Raw genomic sequence first — 23,122 nt, forward strand, 5'->3', positions numbered from 1 at the left:
CCTTATGGAAAATTTTAAAAATGCCTTTAACATCGTGCTCACCATTTTACTTGTGGTGGTACTCTATTTTGTTGTATCGGGCAACAGCAAACTAAAAGAAACCCAGAATACTATTAATCAGGTAAACAGCGAGCTGTCTGTTTTAAAAGACAGCATTGGCAAGACACAAGAATCCCTAACTCTCGTACTCAACAAACTGGCATTTACCGAAAACGAGCTGAAAATCCTGAAAAATGAACGGGACATTCTCGAGTTAGAGGAACTGCAAAGAAGAACGAAGAACAAAGCAGAACTGAAAGTTTTGAAGGTAAAGATTCTGGAAAAGGAAGAAAAGAAAAAAGAACTGCAAAAACACGCTAACACATTCGAATTATGAAGAACACACTACTACTGCTGGTCATTTTAACTTTTAGCTGTGCCGCCAACGCTCAAGATTACATGGGCTTAAAAAAATCGCCTCTGCAATATTGCACATCGAACCAATCGCCTTTGCAACTGTTGGTTGGCGATACACTGGTTGTTGTTTGCGATACCATGTATCTGATTAATAAAACGAGATACCAATTTTACAAGAGCATCCACCAAGCCACTTTGCAAGATGATGGCATGGAATGCAAAAACCTACTAAAAGCTTACGAGGCCCGATTGGAGGAACACGAATTATCGTACAGCAAACTACTGGCCAACAGCCGTAAAACCGAAAAGACGACTCTCGATTTTATCGAATACACCCAAAAATCTTTGGAAAACACGCAGAAAACATTGCAATACTCCCAACAATCTCTCGACTATTCGATGCAAAACCTCGATCGTGCCAATGAGCTGATCCGCAAAGAAAAATGGAATGCCCGAGGACAAAAGCTATTGACCGGCATTGCTGGCGTGGGCGTAGGAATATTGGTTGGGGTGTTGGTTACTCGTTAGGAAAGTGCAGAAGCAGTGCATCCTCTTTGGGAGATGAACACCCTTTGGAATTACATCCGCTCACAATCCGAAGCACTAAGAAATGAAAAAACACTCAAAAAAACCTACATCTATCCCTCCCCATCAGGAGAGAAAAACGCGACTCTCAGCCTAATAAATTTGGAAAATGGATACTCTTTTCTTTTTGAGGAGAAGAGCCGTGCTTGAGGGAATTGTTTCAACAAAGCTACAAGTCAACCTCTACAGATACAGGTAAATGCACGGAAGAATGTCACTCTAAACGTCATTTACGTGCAGAATAGATACAATTCTTAAAAAATAATGGTGTTGGTTTTGATAAAAAGTAATTGCTTTAAATATTGAAGCCCATTGGGACTCTTCTCATCCCGATCATTCATAGCTGTAGGTCCCACCTACTGCCATTCAGGCTCAATCCCTTCCGAATTATTCACAAGCTAGACAGTACCGATTTAAGTTAACAGTTAAAAGACAAATGTTTATCCATTCCAAAATGGAATATACTTATAAATCAATTAATTATATTGCAGGTAAGTAAATAATACCTACTTTTGCACGCTATGGGATTAGAAATACGTGAACTTCACAATAAAAAAAATACCAGAATCGATAGCTTTCAGTTTCTTGCTTTCAGAATACTGCCCAATAAAGTCCTGCCTCCATCCTAATTAAAATAAGTCAAATATAATATCCTTCGAAAGAAGTATTACTTAACATACGGTCAATTTTCCGCATGATTTTATATTCATTTAATTTACATCTATGTTTTATTTAAGAACTTGGCTGGGAATAATTTTCCTTGCCTCTACTATTTTTACCGCAACTGCACAAGAAAAAGCGACTGTTGATATTGGTGGTGCATTACGATTTAATTACAATAATTCTACTTGGAAAGATGCACAACAAAAACGTGGCGGCGATTTAGGTTTCGATGTATTTCGATTAAATGCCAAAGCACAATACAAAGGTTTAAAACTTAATGCAGAATATCGCTTCTATTCCGAAGGTTTTGGTGGAGCTATGTTGAAACAAGGTTGGATTGCTTACGATTTTAATGAAAGTGACGAATTGCAATTCGGTTTAACTCAGGTGCCTTTTGGTATCACCAAATACAATTCAAACTCATGGTTCTTTAGCTTAAATTACTATGTTGGTTTGGAAGATGATCATGATATGGGACTAAAGTATACTCATCAAGGTGAGAAATGGGACTACAGTCTGGCTTTCTTCAAAAATGCGGAAGAACTTCAATTTGGAAACAATTCAGATCTATCAAGTGCGCGTTATTCTTATGATGTTAGCTCAATTAATAGTGAAGGCAATATGATTCTCCGAAATAAAGAGGTGAATCAAGTGAATGGAGACTTATCCTATAAAATTGAAAATGAGAATATCAAGCAACGTATAGGTGTATCTGCACAATACGGAGGCCTGTACAATTTGGATACCGAAGAAATCGGAAACCATTATGCTCTTGCTGCCTATTACGAATTAACCGCAGGTCAATTTGGCGTAAAAGCTCAAGTAGCTAATTACAAATACAGTCCTGAGAATCCAGATGGTGAACGAGATGATGTTATTGCAATGGCTGCTTATGGTGCTCCCTATTTGGTTGCTGCCGAAGCTAGCATTTACACTCTTGGATTAAGTTATTCTATTCCTTTGGAATGGGGTCCTGTATCGAATGTAGTTATTTACAACGATTTTGGATATATGGATAAGGCTGAAAGCAGCTTCGAAGATTCAATGATGAATGTTACCGGTGCTATGTTTACAGCAGGTAATATTTACACCTATTTCGATGCGGCTGCAGGTAAAAATCAACCTTGGTTAGGATCTCAATGGACTGGTGCCTTAGCTGAAGGAACAGTTGATGCCGACTGGGAAATGCGTTTCAATATTAATGTTGGATACTACTTTTAATCAAGTAGAATAGATTACACAATATAATGAATGGAAAGAGATGTAGCTTTAAGCTGCATCTCTTTTTTTGTTTTAAAAATATCTGATTTTAGATGTGTTTACGAAAACTATACAAGAGGTGCCTGACTGCTTCTGCACATTCCTCGTAATCAATTTCAGAATGCTTGTTTTGCATGAAATCAGAAAAGCCAGGTAATTGCATGTTCTGCTCCTTAGTAACTTTACGAAAACCCATTGACCAGTCTGGAAAAGCTCGTTTGGTAATTGGCTCTTCCAAAATTTTAAGGACGTTAGTATGACGTGAATCTTTAGAAATGAGATCGAAAACCCGATGTATATTTTCTCTGTCGCCTTCAATAACCTGAATGAAGGCTTCGTCGTTATAGAGAAGCAAACCCGTGATGTTTTGAATCTCATTTTTTCTACGGATTGTTGCCAATAAGTCATTCAATTCCCTTTCAGATAATTCTTTTGAGGAATAACTCAGATAGACAATATGGATTAAATCTGCCATTGTTTGGGATTTTGATTCTTGTTTACTAAATATACCAATACTTCTCCAAAAGGAAAAATAAAGACCTGTAGTTAAAAATAAATAAGCGCATTGCTGGCTTTGGTCTTGGAATAACCACAGAATTCGGGAGCGACAGGCGAAAGAGTGAACGAGAAGTAATTCAAAATGTAAGATAAGATACACCCCTCTGTCCTTAAAAAAGGGAGAATCGTTGCAAACCAAATCTTCCCTTCTCGAGGGGAAGTGCCGACAGGCGAAAGGGTGAACGAGAAGTAAATCAAAATGTAAAACGAAATAAAATACAGCCCTCTGTCCTTCGGACATCTCCCCTTAAAAAAGGGAGAATCGTTCACAAAACAAATCTTCCCTTCTCGAGGGGAAGTGCCAACAGGCAAAAGGGTGAACGAGAAGTAAATCAAAATATAAGAATTAAGATAAGATAAACCCCTCTGTCCTTCGGACATCTCCCCTTAAGAAAGGGAGAAACGTTGCAAAACCAAATCTTCCCTTCTCGAGAGGAAGTACCAACAGGCGAAAGGGTGAACGAGAAGTAATCAAAATGTAAAATGAAATAAAATACACCCCTCTGTCCTTCGGACATCTCCCTTTAAAAAAGGGAGAAACGTTGCAAAACCAAATCTTCCCTTCTCAAGAGGAAGTACCAACAGGCGAAAGGGTGAACGAGAAGTAAATCAAAATGTAAAACGAAATAAAATACACCCCTCTGTCCTTCGGACATCTCGCCTTTAAAAAAGGGAGAAACGTTGCAAAACCAAGGCCTGTAAGCCTGAATTGTTTCAAGCTAAATAAGTACACACAGATATTTCATAATTTCTATTTATTCTTAAATTTTATGTACTTTCAAATAGCAATTCAAAATAATTGATTGTCAGGAATCTATTAAATTCCTTCACATCAATTAATTTTGAAAACTACAACTACAAAAACGGTTAAATTCAATCTAAAAATGAATAAGAAAAAACTTGGTGTCTTGGCATCAACAGCTATTTGCGGGAATGATATTAGCTCCTCTGTACTATATGTATCAGCCCTTTCGATTGGTTTTGCCGGCCAATATGCATGGATCACCCTACTCATTGTTGCTGTGGTTCTGTTTTTATTCAGAAAAATTTACGGCGAGGTTGTGGGTGCGCTTCCCTTAAATGGAGGTGCATATAATGCATTGCTGAACACCACAAGCAAATCAACAGCCTCTTTAGCGGCAACCCTTACCATACTTTCTTATATGGCCACTGCGGTGATATCTGCCAACGAGGCAATGCATTACTGTCATCACATTTTTAGTCAGCTGCCAATTATGATCGCTACAGTTGGTCTACTACTGGTTTTTGCCGTTCTCACCATTTCCGGGATAACAGAATCCTCGAAAGTGGCCACTGGCATCTTTATTTTCCATCTTTTTTCGCTGTCTTTATTAGCTGTATTTATAATAAAACATTTGCTTATAAATGGATTTTCTCAATTCTTAGAAAACTGGAACTTACCCGTAGAAGGTAGTATTACCATAGCTATATTTTTAGGTTTTTCAGCCTCCATGCTCGGCATATCGGGATTCGAAAGTTCTGCGAATTTTGTTGAAGAACAACAACCGGGAGTCTTTCGGAAAACACTTTTAAACATGTGGATCGTGGTTAGTATCATCAATCCCTTAATGGCATTCCTTGCCTTAAGTCTGGTTCCTATTCCCGAAATAAGATCAGAATACTCTACAACACTACTGTCACACATGGGGAGTTTATCATCCGGAGAATGGTTGTCAACGCTAATTTCCATTGATGCAGTACTTGTTTTGAGTGGAGCGGTTTTAACTTCTTACATTGGTGTTTCAGGATTACTTGAACGAATGACTTTGGACCGTGTTTTACCCCAGTTTTTCTTGCGAAAAAACAAAAAGGGAAGTTCCTACCGAATCATTATCATGTTCTTTATCCTATCTGTTTCTGTTCTGCTAATCACAAATGGAAATGTTGGGGTTTTGGCCGGAGTTTACACCATTTCCTTTTTATCTGTTATGTTTCTCTTCGGATTTGGTAATATCCTACTAAAGGTTAGAAGGGCTAAACTTCCACGTCCCGAAACTGCAACCTGGCTAAGTGTTATCGTAGCAATAATAGCCGTAATAGTTGCTCTTGTAGGAAATGTCATAATGGAACCTCAGAGTGAAAACGCTCCTTCGAATGTGAGTGTATTTCTAAGCTATTTTATACCTGCCATTATTTTTATTTCGATAATGCTGAACCGGGTTGCCATACTCAGAGGCCTGCTTGGTGTCTCCATTTATATTTTCAATTACATTAAAAACTGGTTTCTGCAAATTAGCAGCAACCTAAACAATGTTATTAATTCGATTAATGCTCAACAGTTTATCTACTTTGCAAAAAGAGACAATATTGCCATTTTAAACAAGGTGATGTTGTATATAAAAAGCAATGAACATACAAAGAACCTAAAAATTGTTCATGTCGTTGACCCATCAAAAGAAGATGAATCTGAATTTATTGCAAGCTTTAAGAAAGTGGTTGAAATTATCAATGAAGAATACCCGGAAATTGAAGTGGAAGCACTAATTATTGAAGGAATATTCGGTCCGGAACTAATTAAAGAATTGTCGGCCAAATGGAAAGTTCCTATCAACTTCATGTTCATAGCATCACCAGGCGATCATTTTCTATACAAAGTAGAAGAATTGGGTGGCGTTCGACTAATCATCTAAATCTATTTCGAATGCCTCATTTAATCTTACAAATTAAAACCTAACCAACATGATCGAATTACAGGAAATATCGAACAAAACAATAGAATTACTTCCAAAAATTGGATTGGGAATAATCGTCCTTTTCTTGTTTATAATGGCTTCATGGCTAATAAAAAAAGTCATAACCAAAAGAGTTAAGCCAAAAACTAAGAATCCCCTACTCGCTGAATTTTTAGGGAAAATAGTTGCTTTTATTATCACTATAACAGGATTTGTTTTGTTCCTACATATCATCGGACTGGGAGGAATAGCCAAAAATATAATGGCAGGTGCAGGAATCACAACATTTGTAATCGGTTTTGCCTTTAAAGACATCGGCGAAAATTTTCTTTCAGGTATTTTAATGGCATTTAAAAGTCCGTTTAAAGTCGGAGACCTCATTGAAACAAATGGTACGATTGGATATGTAAGTGAGCTGAATCTTCGGGAAAGTATTCTTAAAACACTGGATGGCAAGGATGTTTACATTCCTAATTCTCAGATCATTAAATCTCCGCTTTTCAACTATACCATTGATGGATATTTGCGGTATGAAATTACCATAGGACTGGACTACAATGTCGACTTTAAAAAAGTTTCGGACATTCTCAAAAGCATTTTAGCCGAAATCCCGGAAGTTCTAACTGGAGATAAGAAACCCATGGTAGTGGTGGATGAACTTGCTACGAGTACTGTAAATATGAGAATCTTGTATTGGATAGATACCTTTACATTGAAATCAAAAGCTTATCATCTGCAGATCAAGTCGCAAATACTCATTCGAATTGTTGAGGATCTAAATAAAAACGGTATCTATTTACCTGCCGATATTGTTGAAATAAAAAACTACAACAATCAGATTATACAAACAAATAAAATTGCAGGAACAGTTTAAAAAGGAATAATCACTTTAAAAAAGGAGCAAAAACAAGCTCTTTCTTTTGAATGAATGATTCAAAAGAAAGAGCTTGTTTATAGCGCTAACAAATTTACCAACAGGAAATTTGTGAAAGTCAACCCGTATCTTAAAAACTCAGCATGTCGTAAACGTTTTCTGGTTCAGCTTACGAACATATCCGGAAAACAATCATTTTCAATTACTTAAATTCTCTTTCAAGCTCAGTCAACTCATCGCGAAGAATAAGCTCATCAGATAGAAGCATACCCGACTTTTTACGAAGTTCAATCAGGTCTTTTTCCATATTCTTTATATCCTGATCGAATTCTATTGACTGCATTGTACCACAACAACCTGATCTATCTTGATTTGCTGTTATAGAAGGATGATTTGGCAATGCAATTTTCAGATTAATAAGATCTTCGCCTCCATCAATGAAATTTTCATTGGTAAAATCAACCAATCCTTTTGTCATAATAGTTAATGGAGTTGAAGACAGTACAATCTCTCTGTAGGTAAAGCGGTTTCGGATAAAACTTCTGTAAATAGCAGGGTCGCCCTGTTGTTTTGAAATCTTAAGCATATTATTTGCCACATCGGTAAAGGTGGCGCTCTTCTCTGGCGACTTAATAATGGCTTTAAGCAAAAGTTTACAAAGCTTTTCATTTACGTCTAGTAAAATATGACTAGGACGGCTATGATTAATATTTTTCCGGTATTCGAACGCGAAGATATCCGCTAAAATATCATAGATCGCTCCGGTAAACACCTGAGAAATATCATGAACCAAATTACTCACCTCACTTAAGCGCAAGTTATTATCAGCATTCCGCAATCCCATTGGGCGTCCTAATGCATCACCCAATTCCTCGGCCAAGGCAGCAAGGAAATTTTTAGCATGCAAATTAGCTTTGGTAATGGAAATAAACGATTCCACCTGATCAAGATCCGATAGAGCAAGGAATATTGCCGAAAGGTCTGCGAATGATTCATGCAAAGCTCCGGTTTGCGGAATATTTTTGGTGCTAATCCAATTAGGCTTTAAGCCATCGAGAATAGCATGCCCTGTTTCATGAGCAACAATATCCAATGATCTGCAAGTGTAAATGTTGTCTATTTCTCCATTTGGAATAAAATGGAAGAAATTAAGAGATTTATGATACCTGCTGTAATAAGCATTGGCAGCCACTCCTGCCCTTGGATGCAGACTTAATACATCGGTATTTCCATCTGTATTCCAAGCCCATGGAATTCGTTTTCCGTTTAGGGCACGTTCATACATTTTAATTGTATTCCATACAACAGTGAAGGTATGTGCACAATCCGATTCAGGAGTATCCCCGTGAAAAATAAAATCACCATACATATTCCGGTGAACAGGAGTTACCGTATGCAGTACAGTTTTAATACGGGAATCTCTAGGACCATCCAGAACAACTCCCGGTAGATATTCTATCCGTCGTCCAATGCTTCCTAGAGATGGATCTTGTTTCCAAATCAACATTCTGGTTCCAAAACTTACAGGTACAGTAAATGGATTTGGAACAGGGTTTGGTCTTGGCAGTGGCACATTGGCTTGGATAACATGACGCTGACCAATCAATTCATCGTAAAACTGTTGAGTTGGTTCAGGTACAAGTGGGTCTTTTACTTGCCCATCTGTTTTCATTTTTGATTCTTTGACTAACATATCATTTGTATTTAAGGTTTTAAATATGCTCATAGGAATGAAAAATCCTTTTGCGAACACACATTTCATTAACTATGAGCCTTAACTACATTTGGGTATAATTAATTAATCAGAGATAATTAGCAACCAATCCTGAGCGAAACGATCATATCTCTTGTTGATCGTAGTAATAAGTTTGGATAAAACGCTGCTTACGCAACAAGTTAATTGAACTACTTTATGCTTCTTGCACAAATAGCCATTGCTAATTGGAACACAGTATGATCATAGGATTGCAGATGAGGATAGCAGTGGTTTATTCTTTTGTAAATCTTTCAACTTTCATTTTATAATTATAAAAATATTTACAAAATATCCAAGGAGTTTTGCCTGATACGAGCTCCTCTTTTTATTGAGAGTTTTCCTTATTTAAATAAAAACACTTCAACAAATTTACAATCTTAATATCTAAATGTCAAGCAAATCGAATAAATTAACTTAACAAGCACACCCACATTATGAATAATTAAACATTATCAAAATTTACCTCAATAGAAGTCCATCATATTATAAAATATTGATTCTATGGGTATACAATTCATAAAATATCATTCCTACTATCTCTTACTTTCTCTCGCCCCTGCATATCTCGAAGTCTATCCCATTGCCAACCAATTTAATTTACATATAAAAGTGCTTCATAGGCTTATTTCTCCAATAGCAAAGAATTCTATAATGCAAAAAAAATCCTCAGGACATTTCCTAAGGATTTTCATTGTATGTATGTGGTAGAATTAAAATTCTATTTCAACAAATACGGGTAAATGATCAGAAGGATATCGCTCATCCACCTGATCATCAATAATTTTAAACTGATTAACCTTGCCATCGCCTTTACTAATAAATATATAATCAATACGATCGGTAACTGGCTCGGCATGTTTAAATGCGTTAAAGCTACCCTGTGGGCCTAAAATGTTTTCGCCAGCCAAACTTTTTGTTTCATCCAGCACCGTACTCAAATACTGAATAGCTGTGGTTTCGGGAGTAAGGTTAAAGTCACCCATTAAAACACAAGGATAGTTTTCAGGATTACTTTCAGTGATTTTACTATAGATCAGCTTCGAACTGTTTTGTCTCGCTTGCTCGCCAATGTGATCGAAATGAGTATTGAATACATAAAACCGCTCACCGCTTTGTTTATTTTCCAAAAGCAGATAGGTGCAGATTCTCTCCAATACCGCATCCCATCCTACTGAAATTTCTTCCGGAGTTTCCGACAACCAAAAAGTAGCTTGCTGAACTACATCATATTTTGCCGGCTTGTAAAAAACAGCACAGTACTCCCCTTTTTTCTTTCCATCATCTCTTCCCACTCCCACGTAAGAATAATCTGTCAGTGCACTATCCAAATAGGCCAGCTGATGATGAAGTCCCTCTTGTGTACCGAACACATCAGGACTATATTTTGCAATCAGATCAACCACATTGCTTTTTCTAGCATCCCAACGATTCACACCCTCATTTGGGTTATCGTAGCGCAAATTATAGGTCATAAATTTTTGCGGCTGTTTCTGTTCGGTGCATCCAAAGGCAAATAGAACAAGCAAAAGAAAGATATATTTTTTCATTATCGGTTTTTTATTAATTGTGTTGCAATTCCAATTCAGGTTCTTTATTTATCAGCGCTTAAAACAAATTTCAATTCTCCGCCCTGCATAAGCTGTTGGTGAGTAATTGTTAGCTCTTTGTATTCTTCACCGTTCAGATAAACAGCTTGAATGTAATGATTCTGCACGGCCTGATTTTCCGTAGAAATTGTAAAGGTTTTTCCGTTTGGCAGATGAATCACTCCCTTGCTTACTGAAGGAGAAGTTAAATCGTAAATTCCGTTGGCCGGATTTGTTGGGTAAATCCCCAGTGAAGACATCACCAGCCAAGCTGACATTTGTCCGCAATCCTCGTTGCCACAATACCCATCAGGCTTGTTTGTGTATTGAGAACGGATTATTCTGCGAACCATTTCCTGTGTTTTTTCAGGCTGACCAATATGGTTAAATAGATAAGCAACATGATGACTTGGTTCATTACCGTGAGCATATTGGCCAATCATACCCGTACTAAAAATAGGCAGGTCGTCGGTCGTTGCCGGATGGTAAGTAAACATTGAATCTAATTTGGCTGTGAACTTCTCTTTGCCAACAGTGGCTATAAATTCAGGAATATCTTGCGGTACATACCAGAAGTATTGCCAGGCATTGCTTTCGCAATAGTAATTGGTGTAATCTTTAGCAACAAAATTGGGAATGAACTTGCCATGCTCATCTTTCGGACGAAAGAAAGTCGATTTAGGATCGTATAAATTCTTCCAATTCTCACCACGCTTTAAAAAGTACTGGTAATCTTCTTCTTTGTTCAAAGCTTTTGCCAACTGTGCAATACACCAATCGTCGTAAGCATACTCCAAGGTTTTGGAAACCGACCAGTTCTCTCCTTCTGCATCGGTAGGAACGTAACCCAATTTCATGTATTCTTCAATATCCCTGCCTTTTTCCATGGCTGATACTTTACAAGCAGTAAAGGCTTTCTCAGCATCCATTTCAATTCCCTTGAAATAGGCATCAACAATTACAGGTACAGCATGGTAACCAATCATCATGTTGGTTTCGTTTCCTGCCAGCGACCAAACCGGTAACAAGCCTGTTTCATCGTAATGTGCCAAAAATGACTTGATAAAATCTCCCACTTTATCAGGACACAAAATGGTATACAAAGGGTGAGCTGTTCGGTAAGTATCCCATAAAGAGAAAGTGTCGTAACGATCAAATCCTTCGGCTTTGTGGTAATTTCCATCTGCTCCTTTGTGCATTCCATCCACATCCGATAAGAGTGAAGGTGTTAGATACAGGTGATATAAATTGGTGTAGAAAATCTCTTTTTGAATTTCCGATCCGGTAATTTCAATCTGCGAAAGTACTTTCTCCCATTCCTGATCGGCATTTTTCACGGTGGCGTCAAAATCCCAAGCCGACAGTTCTGCCTGCAGGTTTTTCTTTGCTCCTTCAACCGAAGCCGACGACAAAGCCACCTTAACTAATATTTGTTCGTTTTCCGAAGTTGGGAAATTGGCAACAATCTTGGTTTTTGCTCCATTCACTTCACTCTTTACTGATTTTGCATCTGCTTCGAACAAATCAGCACTTTTAAAAGCTTTAGAGAACTGAGCCACAAAATACACATGCTGATCTCTGGCCCATCCGTTGGATTTTCGATAGCCGGAAATGGTAGAATCATTTTCGATGGTAATTTGTGTGGCATATGGATTGTCCCAATTCAATTTGTAGCCTAAATCCAAAATAATCTGTGATTTTTTATCGGCTGGAAAAGTATAACGGTGAAATCCGACCCGCTTAGTCGTGGTTAACTCGGCAACAATACCGGAGCTTAGCAAATCAACTTTGTAATATCCTGGCGATGCTTCTTCTCTGTCGTGAGAAAATTTAGAATACGGACGGTAATCACCTTCAGGAGTTAAACTTTCAGTAAATCGACTGTTCATAGGCATGAACAATAAATCATACATATCTCCCGCTCCGGTTCCCGACAAATGCGTGTGGCTAAATCCAGCAATGGTGGAATCAGGCCAAAAGTAACCTGCTATCCGGTCCCATCCGGGCAAACCGTTATCAGGACTCAACTGAACCATTCCAAAAGGAGAAACTGCACCAGGATAGGTATTCCCAGGACCATCAGTCCCTACAAAGGTATTTACGTAATTGGTAAGTTTGTTCTCACTTTCTACATTCTTTTCACTGCACGCAAAAAGACAAATCATTGCCCAACAGGTGGCTAATAATCTCATATTCTATAATAGTTTGAATTTCTGATCTTGTAAAAAATCAGAAATAATATGGAAATTTGGCTTTTGGAGATTATGCGGTCAAATATACGCAAAAGAACAATACCCACTCATGATTTGAATAAACAAGAATAAAAAAAGGATCGGCCCCAGCCGATCCTTAAAATATCCATTATCTTAAACCAATAAAACCCACCAACTTATCTATTAATTGACGATAATGGATATAAACATGTACAACTACTAACTAACTAACTATAAACTATTTTAAATTTATTTTTTCCACAATTTCCCCATGTCTTCCAAACTTCTTCCTTTGGTTTCAGGAACTACTTTCCATACGAAAAATGCTGATAATAATCCCATTAGCCCATAAATCCAATACGAAAATCCGTGATGAAACATACCTGTTAACCATGAGTTATCATTCATCATTGGGAATGTCCATGAAATCATCATGTTAGCCATCCACTGAGCGGCAACGGCCAATGACATGGCACTACGAATTGAATTCGGGAATATTTCAGAAAGCAACACCCAGGTGACTGGACCCCAGGACATTGCAAAAAAGGCAACGTATCCTAACATGGCAAACAAAGCAACCAAACCTAATTGGTTAAAATAGAATGCGAAACCCAATGCGAACATACAGATTCCCATTCCTACACCACCAATAATCATTAATGGCTTACGACCAAACTTGTCGACAGTAAAAATGGCAAGTACGGTAAATATCAAGTTTATCGCTCCAACAATTATTGTCTGGTACAAAGCATTTTCGGTACTACTACCTAAGTTTCTAAAAATCTCAGCAGCATAATACAACACTACATTTATACCAACAAATTGCTGGAATACAGACAATAGTACTCCGATAACTATAATTAATCCTCCAAAAGTTAACCATGGAGCGTTATTTTCTTTTAATGACTCCTTGATATCAGCCAGTAGCTGAGGAGCTTTATTTGTTCCTACTATTTTATTCAATACCACTTCAGCTTCCGCTTCGCGCGATTTCATGATTAAATATCGTGGTGTTTCAGGAACAAAATACAACATGATTAAAAAGATGAATGCTGGAATTATTTCCGATGCGAACATATATCTCCATCCTATTTCGTTCAACCAATTAGCATCACCACTTCGTGCGATAAAATAATTCACAAAATAGACTACCAACATTCCAAATACAATTGCAAATTGATTTCCGGAAACCAATTTACCCCGAATATTTGCTGGTGCTATTTCCGCAATATACATCGGCGAAAGCATAGATGCAATACCAACTCCAATACCTCCTACAATGCGATAAAAGATAAATGCACTAATGGTACTTGTACCAAAAACATTCATGATTTCTGGCATTGAAGAACCTAAAGCTGAAATGGTAAATAGAATAGCAGCTAAAACCAATCCTCTTTTCCTTCCTAACTTCTGACTAACATAACCACAAATAGAACCTCCAATTACACACCCAATAATAGCACTTGCTATGGTAAAACCGTTAATCGAGTTTATGGTGTTTTCGGTAAGTTCGTTTACAGATACCCAGAATTGGGTATACCAAATTACAACTGCTGCAAGAATTACAATTGCACTGTAAATAATTCCCTTTTGTTTGCCATACATGCGAAACATGAAGCTGGAAACCAGTAAGGAAACAACTACAAAACAAAGAGAAATAATAATCTTGTATTCTCCTAAAACTTTCAATGCGAGTGCAGGATCGGATTCTAATGGAGTAACAAAAAATATTTTTAGGGCTTCAGTAGCACCACTAATTACGGCAGTATCATATCCAAATAACAATCCCCCTAGTGTAGCCACTAAAGTAATTCCTACTATAAACATTGTACTCCCTTTTGTTTGGGTTTGAGACATGGGTTTGGAATTAGAAGTAAACTCCCGCAAGTTATTTCACGGGAGTTTAAATTTAGTTATTTAAATATAACAGTTAATCAACTGCTCTAACATTTCTTGTTTTCCACTTAGTTGCTTTGGTTCTCCAACTTCTTGAGCAATCTTTCTAAGATCATCAAGACTAAGATCGCCATTGGCAAACGCTTTTCCATTTCCTGATGCGAAAGAAGAGTAACGATCTTTCTTCATTTTCAGGTATGAAGATTCTGTTCTAATTTTATCAGCAATAACCAAACCACGGGCAAAAACATCCATTCCTCCAATGTGAGCCATGAAGATATCTTCTAAATCAGTTGAATTACGTCTCATTTTTGCATCGAAATTGATACCTCCTTGTGTAAATCCGCCATTCTCAAGAATTGGCAACATGGCCGCAACAGTTTCATAAATGCTTGTTGGGAATTCATCAGTATCCCATCCATTTTGGTAATCACCTTTGTTTGCATCAATACTACCCAACATGTTGTTATCAACAGCAGTTTGTAATTCGTGCTCAAATGTGTGACCTGCAAGAGTGGCATGATTTACTTCAATATTCATTTTGAAATCGTCAGCCAAACCATATTTGTTTAAGAAACCCATTACGGTAGCTGTGTCGAAATCGTACTGGTGTTTCATTGGCTCCATTGGCTTAGGCTCAATAAGGAAAGTTCCTTCGAAACCATTCTTACGACCGTAATCACGAGCCATAGTCAGGAATTGCGCCATATGATCCAATTCTTGTTTCATATCGGTATTGAAAAGAGACATATAACCTTCACGACCTCCCCAAAATACATAACCAGTACCACCCAAAGCGATAGTAGCATCCAATGCATTTTTAACCTGAGTACCCGCATTGGCAACTACACTAAAATCAGGATTAGTAGAAGCACCATTCATGTAACGGGCATTCGAAAATACATTCGCTGTTCCCCACAACAATTTAACTCCTGAGTCTGCTTGCTTTTGCTTCGCATAGTCAACCATAGTAGACAATCTCTTCTCAATTTCGAAAACAGATCCTTCTCCTACAACATCGGTATCGTGAAAACAGTAGAATGGAGCGCCTAATTTTGTAATAAATTCAAATGCAGCATCCATTTTTGATTTAGCAGCGCTAATAGGATCAGCTTGGTTTCCCCAAGGAAATTTCCGAGTTCCCGGTCCGAATGGATCTCCACCGTCACCACAGAAAGTATGCCAGTAAGCCACTGCAAAACGCAAATGATCTTTCATAGTTTTACCTGCAACAACGCGGTTCTCATCGTACCACTTATATGCCATAGGATTTTTTGATTCTGGTCCTTCGTAAGCAATCTTACCAATTCCAGGAAAATACTCTTTGTCTCCTTTTAGAATAGTCATGATGTTCTTTCTTATTAAATTATCAATCTGTTTATTAGCTATCTACTATAAATTCTTTTTCAATTCTTTGTTCCAGCGATCATATGCCTTCAACATTTCTTCCCGAAGGTTTTCGTCAGGCTTGATTGTACTGATTTTCTCCAATCCTGCAAAAGCTTCTTTCAATGAGGAATAAATGCCTGCTCCAAATCCTGCTCCTCTTGCTGCTCCCAATGAACCATCGGTATCGTACAATTCAATAGTTGCACCCGATACGGTTGCTAAGGTTTCTCTAAACAAAGGACTTAAAAACATGTTTGTATGTCCGGCTCGAATTACATTTGGCTGTACGCCGATTTCTTTCATTACTTCCATTCCATAATAGAATGAAAATGCGATTCCTTCCTGCGCTGCTCTGTAAATATGAGCATCAGTATGTCGATTCAGGTTTAAATTCAAAATTTGAGCACCTATTTCGCGATTCTTCAAAACACGCTCTGCACCATTACCAAATGGCAGAATAGTTATGCCATCCGATCCAACAGGAATTTCCATTGCCTTTTCGTTCATTTCAGCATAAGACAAACCTTTTGCTACATTATGGTTCAACCATGAATTCATAATTCCGGTTCCATTAATGCAAAGCAAAATCCCAAGACGATTGTTTTCTGCGCTGTGATTTACATGAGCAAATGAATTCACTCTTGAATAAGGATCAAACGTCACCTCATCGCTAACACCATATACCACACCCGAAGTTCCTGCTGTTGTTGCAACCTCTCCTGGCTTTAAAACATTTAAAGACAATGCATTGTTTGGCTGATCACCTGCCCGATAGGAAACAATAGCAGTACTTGAAATGCCAAGTTCCTTAGCCATTTCAGGAAGCACTTGTCCCTGATTTGAGAAAGTATCTACAATTCTTGGCAATATGTCTGCCGATAAACCATAAGCATTCAGTACATCTTTCGAAACTGAATTGTTTTTAAAATCCCAGAAAATACCTTCCGACAAACCTGAAACTGTAGTACAGGTTTCTCCGGTTAATTGCGTCGCAATAAAATCTCCGGGTAACATTATTTTGTGAATTTTCGCAAATGTTTCAGGCTCATTCTCTTTTACCCAAGCCAATTTGCTGGCTGTAAAATTTCCTGGAGAATTCAGCAAATGCGAAAGACATTTGTCTTTTCCAATACTGGCAAAAGCTTTATCGCCTATTTCAACGGCTCTGCTATCACACCAAATAATGGAGGAACGAACTGGCTTCAAATCCTTGTCAACACAAACCAAACCATGCATCTGATAAGAAATACCAATGGCTTTTACCATTTCTGGATCTACATTAGCCGCTTGCATTACACTTTTGATTGCCTGCTTTAGATTGCTCCACCACATTTCAGGATCTTGCTCGGCCCAACCAATTTCATGTGCCGTAATTCGCATTTCCTTTTTTGGGAAAAAATCGGTAGCCAAACATTTGCTACTCTCAGCATCCAATAATGATGCTTTAACTGATGAACTTCCTATATCTAATCCTAATAAATACATTTTCTATTCTTTTTTTGACCGTTCTGCTCTGTTCTGTTCCGTTACAAATTTAGAAATCTTTTTCAAATAAAAAAACATCTTTTAATAAATTATAACGATTCCCTCATTACTAGCTGAGTCGGCACATGATAAATCACACGTTCAGAGGTGGTTACAAACTCAGCAACTTTTTTACCCATTAGATCAAAATCTGTTGAGATTACAGTAATTCCTTTGTCGATATATTTTTTCATTGGGGTTTCATTAAAGGAAATAAGTCCAATATCCTTACCAAATTCAAGATTCTTGTCTCTAGCCTTATCCAGGATCTTAACCATTGCCCGATCGCTTACAGAAAAATAGGCCGAACCCTTTTTCACCTCAATGGCATCTGAATCGGTATATATAGAATGTTTTATCTTGTTTTGTTTGCAAAAACGAAGAAAAGACTCTACTGTATCGTAGGGATGGTAGGTGTAATCCGGGTAAATCATACAGAACTCTTTGTACTTCTTAATCTCCTCTAAACCAGACTGCAGAGAAGTTAGAACAGATTCACCAAAGTCCTGAAATATCTGGGAATGTTGATCATCGGCGTTAATATTCCAGTCAATAATCATTACATTCTTCGGATCCAACTGCTTCAAAGATTCTGCAACTTCAGGATGATCAAAATTCATAATGATATATTTGCTGTACTTCCCAACACTCTCCCGTATTTGAGATTTAAAAACATCTATGTTGTAATGATGAAAATGAAGATCAACAATTACATTGGCCGCTAAATTTTTTCTGAAACTATCGTACAAAACCTCTTTGTAGGCTTTAAAAGTATCCAAAAACAAAAATACTCTGGTTATTTCACCCGAAACAAAATATCCTTTATTGGGAACAGATTCAATCACATTCCTTTTCTTTAATTCAGCATATGCCTTAAAAACAGTATCTCTGGATAAAGAACATTCTCTACACATCTCATTTACTGAGGGTAATACATCGCCTGGATGGAGAATTTTTTGACTGATTGCATCCTGAAAGGCTTGTATTAACTGTTGAAATTTTGGTATTGGAGAGTTGCTATCTGGAGTAAATTGGAATGCCTTCATAGGTAATTTATAATTCAAGTGTTCTGTTCTGTTATGGCTCAAATGTATAAATAAATTTTTAATCTGTATAAACTAAGCTGTTTATTTAGTAAATTGATAGGTCAGATCATGAGATATTAGATTGATTTGCAGCACGCTTATTTCCTAAGCCTTACAGCAGATGATTACTGAGTTAATCAGGCTGTAAATCGGGATTTTACAAAACCTTAATGAACTATTGTATATCTAATCCTACAAATTTATTTTTAAATGAAAATACTACTTACAGGAGCTAACGGATACATTGGCAAACGAATATTGCCTATACTATTGGAACAAGGGCATACTGTTGTTTGCTGTGTTAGAGATAAAGAACGCTTCACACCACAGGAGATTGATCATCCCAATTTGGAGGTCTTCGAAGCCGATTTATTGAATTTACAATCTTTAAGCAAACTACCTCTGGATATTGAGGTGAGCTACTATTTGATTCACTCCATGCTTCACAGTACAGATGGATTCGAAGAATTGGAGCAAACCTGCGCACGAAACTTTGTAGCTTACATCGACAACACACAAAACCGGCAAATTATCTATTTAAGTGGAATTGCCAATGTGGAAGTGCTTTCGAGACACCTGGAATCAAGGAAACTGGTTGAAGGTATTCTAAAAAAAAGCAGAAGTTATCATACCATTTTACGAGCTGGAATTATTGTTGGCTCGGGAAGTGCTTCTTTTGAAATCATCAGAGATTTGGTTGAAAAACTAGCGATTATGGTAGCACCTCAATGGCTGCTTACAAAATGCCAGCCCATTGCAATCCGCAACGTTATTGATTTTTTAACCAAGGTTATCGATCACAACGATTGCATGAATCAAACTTTTGACATTGGTGGGCCTGAAGTTTTAAGCTATAAAGAGATGCTTCAACAATATGCCGAAGTCAGAAAGCTGCCGCGGATTATCACCACCCTACCGGTAATGACTCCCCGACTATCTTCCTATTGGTTATATTTCATCACTTCCACATCCTATAATCTGGCCTTAAATCTGGTCGACAGTATGAAAATTGAAGTGATTTGCCGTCCGAATAATTTGGCCTCAACACTACAAATTACCTTAATGCCCTACAAAGAAGCCATAGAGAGAGCAACCGGAAAAATTAAACAGCAAATGGTTATCTCTTCATGGACAGATGCTCTGAGCAGCGGCATACTGACCAATGATAAAATGAAGTATGTTGAACCCCCTGATTTTGGATGTTACACCGATGATAAGCGTTATCGATTTACAAATAATCCGGAACAAGTGATTGAGAATGTTTGGGCTTTAGGCGGCGACAGAGGTTGGTATTACGGCAATTGGCTTTGGCATTTACGTGGCTTGCTCGACAAACTTTTTGGGGGTGTTGGCCTAAACAGAGGACGCAGGCACCCAACCGAAATAGAAATAGGTGATTCTCTTGACTTTTGGCGTGTTCTGCTTGCCGATAAAGAAGGCGGAAGACTCTTGTTGTATGCCGAAATGATTTTACCCGGTGAAGCCTGGCTCGAATTCACAATCAGTAGAAAGAATAATGAAAATTTCATCTCCCAAAAAGCAACATTTCGTCCCAAAGGAATTATGGGCAGATTGTATTGGATTTTGAGTTATCCATTTCATCTTTTTATCTTCAGAGGAATGGTGAAAGGGATTATTAATTATAATAATAAATAAAGAATTAAGCACAAAGGAATCTCAAAGGATATTAGTAATCAGCACAAAGTTATTTCCTGATTTTCCATATGGACATCAATTCTAAAACTTAAGTGTAGCTAAATGAAAAAACGTGTAACAGGAATCGGAGGAATCTTCTTCAAATCACAAGATCCAAAAGGAACAAGAGAATGGTATAACAAGCACTTAGGCATACAATGTCCGGATGAACATGGTGGAATGTTTGAATGGCAAAAAACCAGCAAGCCTGAAGAAACTGCATTTACAATTTGGAGTCCTTTCGAAGATAAAACGGAATATTTTGAGCCATCTAAAAAAGATTTCATGTTCAATTACCGTGTTGAAAACCTAGTTGAATTGCTGAAAGTACTAAAAGAAGAAGGTGTTGAAATTGTTGGAGAAATGCAGGAATTTGAATATGGTAAATTTGGATGGATACTCGATCCTGAAGGAAATAAAGTAGAGCTTTGGGAACCAATTGAAGGTCCATTCAGTGAAATGTACAAAGGAAAATCTACTTCAGAATAATTTTAACTTATTAATAAAAGATTAAAAACATTACTTACTTTGTTTGGACTTTAAATTAAACAATACACTTTCAGTTTAAACACACATGAGTAAACCAATTGTAGAGTTTCACGCCCCTTTTAGCATTGCATCGGAAAAATTGAAGTATTCCATTGTTTGTTCCCGTTATCAAAACAATTGGGTATTTGTGCGCCATCACTTGCGGGAAACCTGGGAAATGCCTGCCGGTCATATCGAAAAAGGGGAATCGGCCTTGGCTGCCGCTCGACGGGAATTGTATGAGGAAACGGGTGCGACCCATTTTAGTTTACGCACTGTTTTCGATTATTCCTACGAATGGCAGGGAGAAATCAAATCGGGCAGAATCTTCTTTGCCAGTATTCAACAATTGGGTAAATTACCCGAACATGAAATTGCAGAAGTCAAGCTTTTCAAAGTTCTACCCAGAGATTTGACCTATCCGGATATTCAGAATTTGATTTTTGAGAGAGTAAAAGAGTTTTCGAATAAGATCTAGACATTTTCATCGCAGAATCATTTGATTTACAAAAACTACAATAACAAAAGCCATGTCTCAAATTCATTTTCACGAAGACTTTTACATTCCTGTTCTTAAAGGAAGTAAAACACAAACGGCTCGCATCGATGAACCAATTCCTGAATTGGGTGCGGGAAAAGCAATTTTTGGAAATGGGAAATCACTTCCCATTGAAATTACAGCCGTTTCGCACAAGAGCTTTGAAAAAATGAGTTTGGAAGAGGTGAATAAAGACGGGTTTAAATCCAAAGATGAACTGTGGTATGCCTTACTAACTTTCTACCCTCATCTGCATAAAACTGATTTATTAATGTTGATTGAATTTAAACGCATTTTTATTTAAAACTGAAAAATCAGTTTTAAATTTTAAATAAATGACTCTAAAATCATCACTTTCTGCACGTACAGGTGCAGAGCACCATGATATTTGTAGCCATAGCTTAATTAGAAAAAAGAAGCCGCAGTCGTGAAAATCTCTTGGGATTTTCACGACTGCGGCTTTTAGATTAATATTATTCTTTAGGCTACAAATATTACGCAGCTCTGCTGCTTGATTAGCAGTAATTATTATGAACAGACTAAATAGTTAAGATGTAATTTCTACACATGAACAAATCACATTTTTTACTTTCCAAGCCAAAGCTTCAATATTAAAAATTCTTGATCTAAACTTGATTTTTGAGATCATTTAAGCTTAAAAATCCTATTTCTGAAAAAGAATACAAACAGGACTGGGTGCTTTTACTTCATCAACGAAAGTTAACATGCCGGTTACAGAATCTCTTTTGAAACTCACAATATTGTTGGTGTTTTTGTTGGCAACCAGTAGAAATTTATCGTCGGGCGATAAGCTGAAATTACGCGGATGATCACCTCTCGTGGGTTCATGCCCAATCAATTTTAAGGCTCCATCTTCCTGCACTCCGAAAATTACAATGCTGTTGTGTCCCCGGTTCGATCCGTACAAGAATTTCCCATCCTTCGAAATATGTATATCGGCAGTATTGCTTACACCATCGAAATCGGCTGGCAGCGTGCTGACATTCCCAAACCTACTTATTTCATGATTATCCGAAATTGAGAAGCTGCTAATGGTATTGTCAATCTCGTTGATCACAAAAAAGTATTTGCCGTTTGGATGAAAAGCCAAATGCCTTGGTCCGGCTCCATCGGCCAAAGAAACTTTTGCCTGTTTTGCCGGCACAAATTGATTGCTGGTAGAATCGATACTTGCAATCCACAATTCGTTGGTTCCCAAATCGACTGCAATAATATGATTTGAATTGGGCTGAAACCAAACGCTGTGTGCATGTGGTTTATCCTGACGATTTGCAACCGTTCCGGAACCGGTGTGTTGCTGCACATCCAAAAGATCAGATAATTCTCCTCCCTCATTAATTTTTAAATAACCAATATTACCACCTGTGTAATTTGCTGTTAGAACAACTCCCTCATTGTTTACGGTAACAAAACAAGGATGTGCTCCTCCACTTTCTTTTCGACTAATCAATTTCAAGGAATCACCAATCTGATACGATTCAACCGTTCCCATATTATTGTCTAAATTGATTTCATTTGAAGCCAAAAGAGTTTTTTGATTGTTTGCAAAAGCCAAATAGGATGGATTTTTAGTTTCTGCAACCAAACCAATCATATTCATATGCCCGGCAGTATCCATTTTCAACTTGTAAATTCCATTGGATTCACCATCGGTGTATGTTCCCAGAAAAAAAGAGTAAGAATTTTGAGTCACAGAAGATTTAATTTTAGAGTTTTGGCAAGCTGCAATCATCAGGATTGAAGCAATAATAAGAATATTTCGTTTAATCATGTGTGGTTATTTTATAAGAAGCCTAAAGATAACAATACCGATTGGATAAATTAGCAGACTACATTTCACTATGCTCAACATAGATTCCTAC

At 37.5% G+C, this 23,122-nt stretch carries 18 protein-coding genes; 9 read left to right on the top strand and 9 right to left on the bottom strand.

Annotated elements, in window-relative coordinates:
• Positions 1–4 precede the first annotated feature (4 nt).
• The 3 genes from ALGA_RS21730 (at position 5) to ALGA_RS21740 (ending at position 2,865) form a co-directional block, all read left to right on the top strand.
• Positions 5–376, top strand: coding sequence for a hypothetical protein (locus ALGA_RS21730; RefSeq protein WP_096432932.1), 372 nt, complete (start codon positions 5–7; stop codon positions 374–376).
• A complete protein-coding gene (locus ALGA_RS21735; protein ID WP_096432934.1) occupies positions 373–924 on the top strand; it encodes a hypothetical protein in 552 nt (183 codons plus the stop codon). Before ALGA_RS21730 ends, ALGA_RS21735 begins: the two co-directional genes overlap by 4 nt.
• 780 nt (positions 925–1,704) lie before the next feature.
• Positions 1,705–2,865: a hypothetical protein gene (locus ALGA_RS21740; protein ID WP_197705647.1), complete on the top strand. Its 1,161-nt coding sequence runs from the start codon at positions 1,705–1,707 to the stop codon at positions 2,863–2,865.
• Positions 2,866–2,953: 88 nt separating this feature from the next.
• Here ALGA_RS21740 and ALGA_RS23090 read toward each other — a convergent pair whose 3' ends face one another.
• Positions 2,954–3,379, bottom strand: coding sequence for a BLUF domain-containing protein (locus ALGA_RS23090; protein ID WP_162845514.1), 426 nt, complete (start codon positions 3,377–3,379; stop codon positions 2,954–2,956).
• Between the two features lie 967 nt (positions 3,380–4,346).
• Between ALGA_RS23090 and ALGA_RS21750 the strand changes: the two genes are divergently transcribed.
• Positions 4,347–6,113, top strand: coding sequence for an APC family permease (locus ALGA_RS21750; protein WP_096432938.1), 1,767 nt, complete (start codon positions 4,347–4,349; stop codon positions 6,111–6,113).
• A gap of 49 nt (positions 6,114–6,162) precedes the next feature.
• Positions 6,163–7,029: a mechanosensitive ion channel family protein gene (locus ALGA_RS21755; protein WP_096432940.1), complete on the top strand. Its 867-nt coding sequence runs from the start codon at positions 6,163–6,165 to the stop codon at positions 7,027–7,029.
• A 202-nt stretch (positions 7,030–7,231) separates the two neighbouring features.
• On the opposite strand, the gene ALGA_RS21760 is transcribed toward ALGA_RS21755, so the two are convergent.
• The 7 genes from ALGA_RS21760 to ALGA_RS21795 form a co-directional block, all read right to left on the bottom strand.
• A complete protein-coding gene (locus ALGA_RS21760; protein ID WP_145957698.1) occupies positions 7,232–8,722 on the bottom strand; it encodes a gluzincin family metallopeptidase in 1,491 nt (496 codons plus the stop codon).
• Between the two features lie 773 nt (positions 8,723–9,495).
• On the bottom strand, positions 9,496–10,332 hold the full coding sequence (locus ALGA_RS21770; protein WP_096432946.1) for an endonuclease/exonuclease/phosphatase family protein: 837 nt from the start codon (positions 10,330–10,332) through the stop codon (positions 9,496–9,498).
• A 44-nt stretch (positions 10,333–10,376) separates the two neighbouring features.
• Positions 10,377–12,563 (bottom strand): GH92 family glycosyl hydrolase, encoded by a 2,187-nt coding sequence (locus ALGA_RS21775; RefSeq protein ID WP_096432948.1) that lies wholly within the window; start codon positions 12,561–12,563, stop codon positions 10,377–10,379.
• A 270-nt stretch (positions 12,564–12,833) separates the two neighbouring features.
• Positions 12,834–14,441 (bottom strand): D-xylose transporter XylE, encoded by a 1,608-nt coding sequence (gene xylE / locus ALGA_RS21780; protein WP_197705648.1) that lies wholly within the window; start codon positions 14,439–14,441, stop codon positions 12,834–12,836.
• Positions 14,442–14,501: 60 nt separating this feature from the next.
• A complete protein-coding gene (gene xylA / locus ALGA_RS21785; protein ID WP_096432950.1) occupies positions 14,502–15,827 on the bottom strand; it encodes a xylose isomerase in 1,326 nt (441 codons plus the stop codon).
• Between the two features lie 45 nt (positions 15,828–15,872).
• Positions 15,873–17,354, bottom strand: coding sequence for a xylulokinase (locus ALGA_RS21790; protein ID WP_096432952.1), 1,482 nt, complete (start codon positions 17,352–17,354; stop codon positions 15,873–15,875).
• Positions 17,355–17,443: 89 nt separating this feature from the next.
• Positions 17,444–18,439 (bottom strand): GntR family transcriptional regulator, encoded by a 996-nt coding sequence (locus ALGA_RS21795; RefSeq protein WP_096432954.1) that lies wholly within the window; start codon positions 18,437–18,439, stop codon positions 17,444–17,446.
• 249 nt (positions 18,440–18,688) lie between these two features.
• Here ALGA_RS21795 and ALGA_RS21800 point away from each other — a divergent pair, with 249 nt between their 5' ends.
• The 4 genes from ALGA_RS21800 (at position 18,689) to ALGA_RS21815 (ending at position 21,543) form a co-directional block, all read left to right on the top strand.
• Complete coding sequence (locus ALGA_RS21800; protein WP_096432956.1) at positions 18,689–20,134, top strand: SDR family oxidoreductase; 1,446 nt, start codon at positions 18,689–18,691, stop codon at positions 20,132–20,134.
• Positions 20,135–20,236: 102 nt separating this feature from the next.
• Positions 20,237–20,662, top strand: coding sequence for a VOC family protein (locus ALGA_RS21805; protein WP_096432958.1), 426 nt, complete (start codon positions 20,237–20,239; stop codon positions 20,660–20,662).
• Positions 20,663–20,747: 85 nt separating this feature from the next.
• Positions 20,748–21,179: an NUDIX hydrolase gene (locus ALGA_RS21810; protein WP_096432960.1), complete on the top strand. Its 432-nt coding sequence runs from the start codon at positions 20,748–20,750 to the stop codon at positions 21,177–21,179.
• A 52-nt stretch (positions 21,180–21,231) separates the two neighbouring features.
• Entirely contained in the window at positions 21,232–21,543 is a 312-nt protein-coding gene (locus tag ALGA_RS21815) for an ASCH domain-containing protein (protein WP_096432962.1), read from the top strand.
• A gap of 360 nt (positions 21,544–21,903) precedes the next feature.
• Here the strand turns inward: ALGA_RS21815 and ALGA_RS21820 are convergent, their stop codons facing one another.
• The gene (locus ALGA_RS21820; protein WP_096432964.1) at positions 21,904–23,031 is read right to left on the bottom strand and encodes a lactonase family protein; all 1,128 of its coding nucleotides are present in this window, start codon (positions 23,029–23,031) and stop codon (positions 21,904–21,906) included.
• Positions 23,032–23,122: the final 91 nt, after the last annotated feature.

Source organism: Labilibaculum antarcticum (assembly GCF_002356295.1).
GTDB classification, from domain to species: domain Bacteria; phylum Bacteroidota; class Bacteroidia; order Bacteroidales; family Marinifilaceae; genus Labilibaculum; species Labilibaculum antarcticum.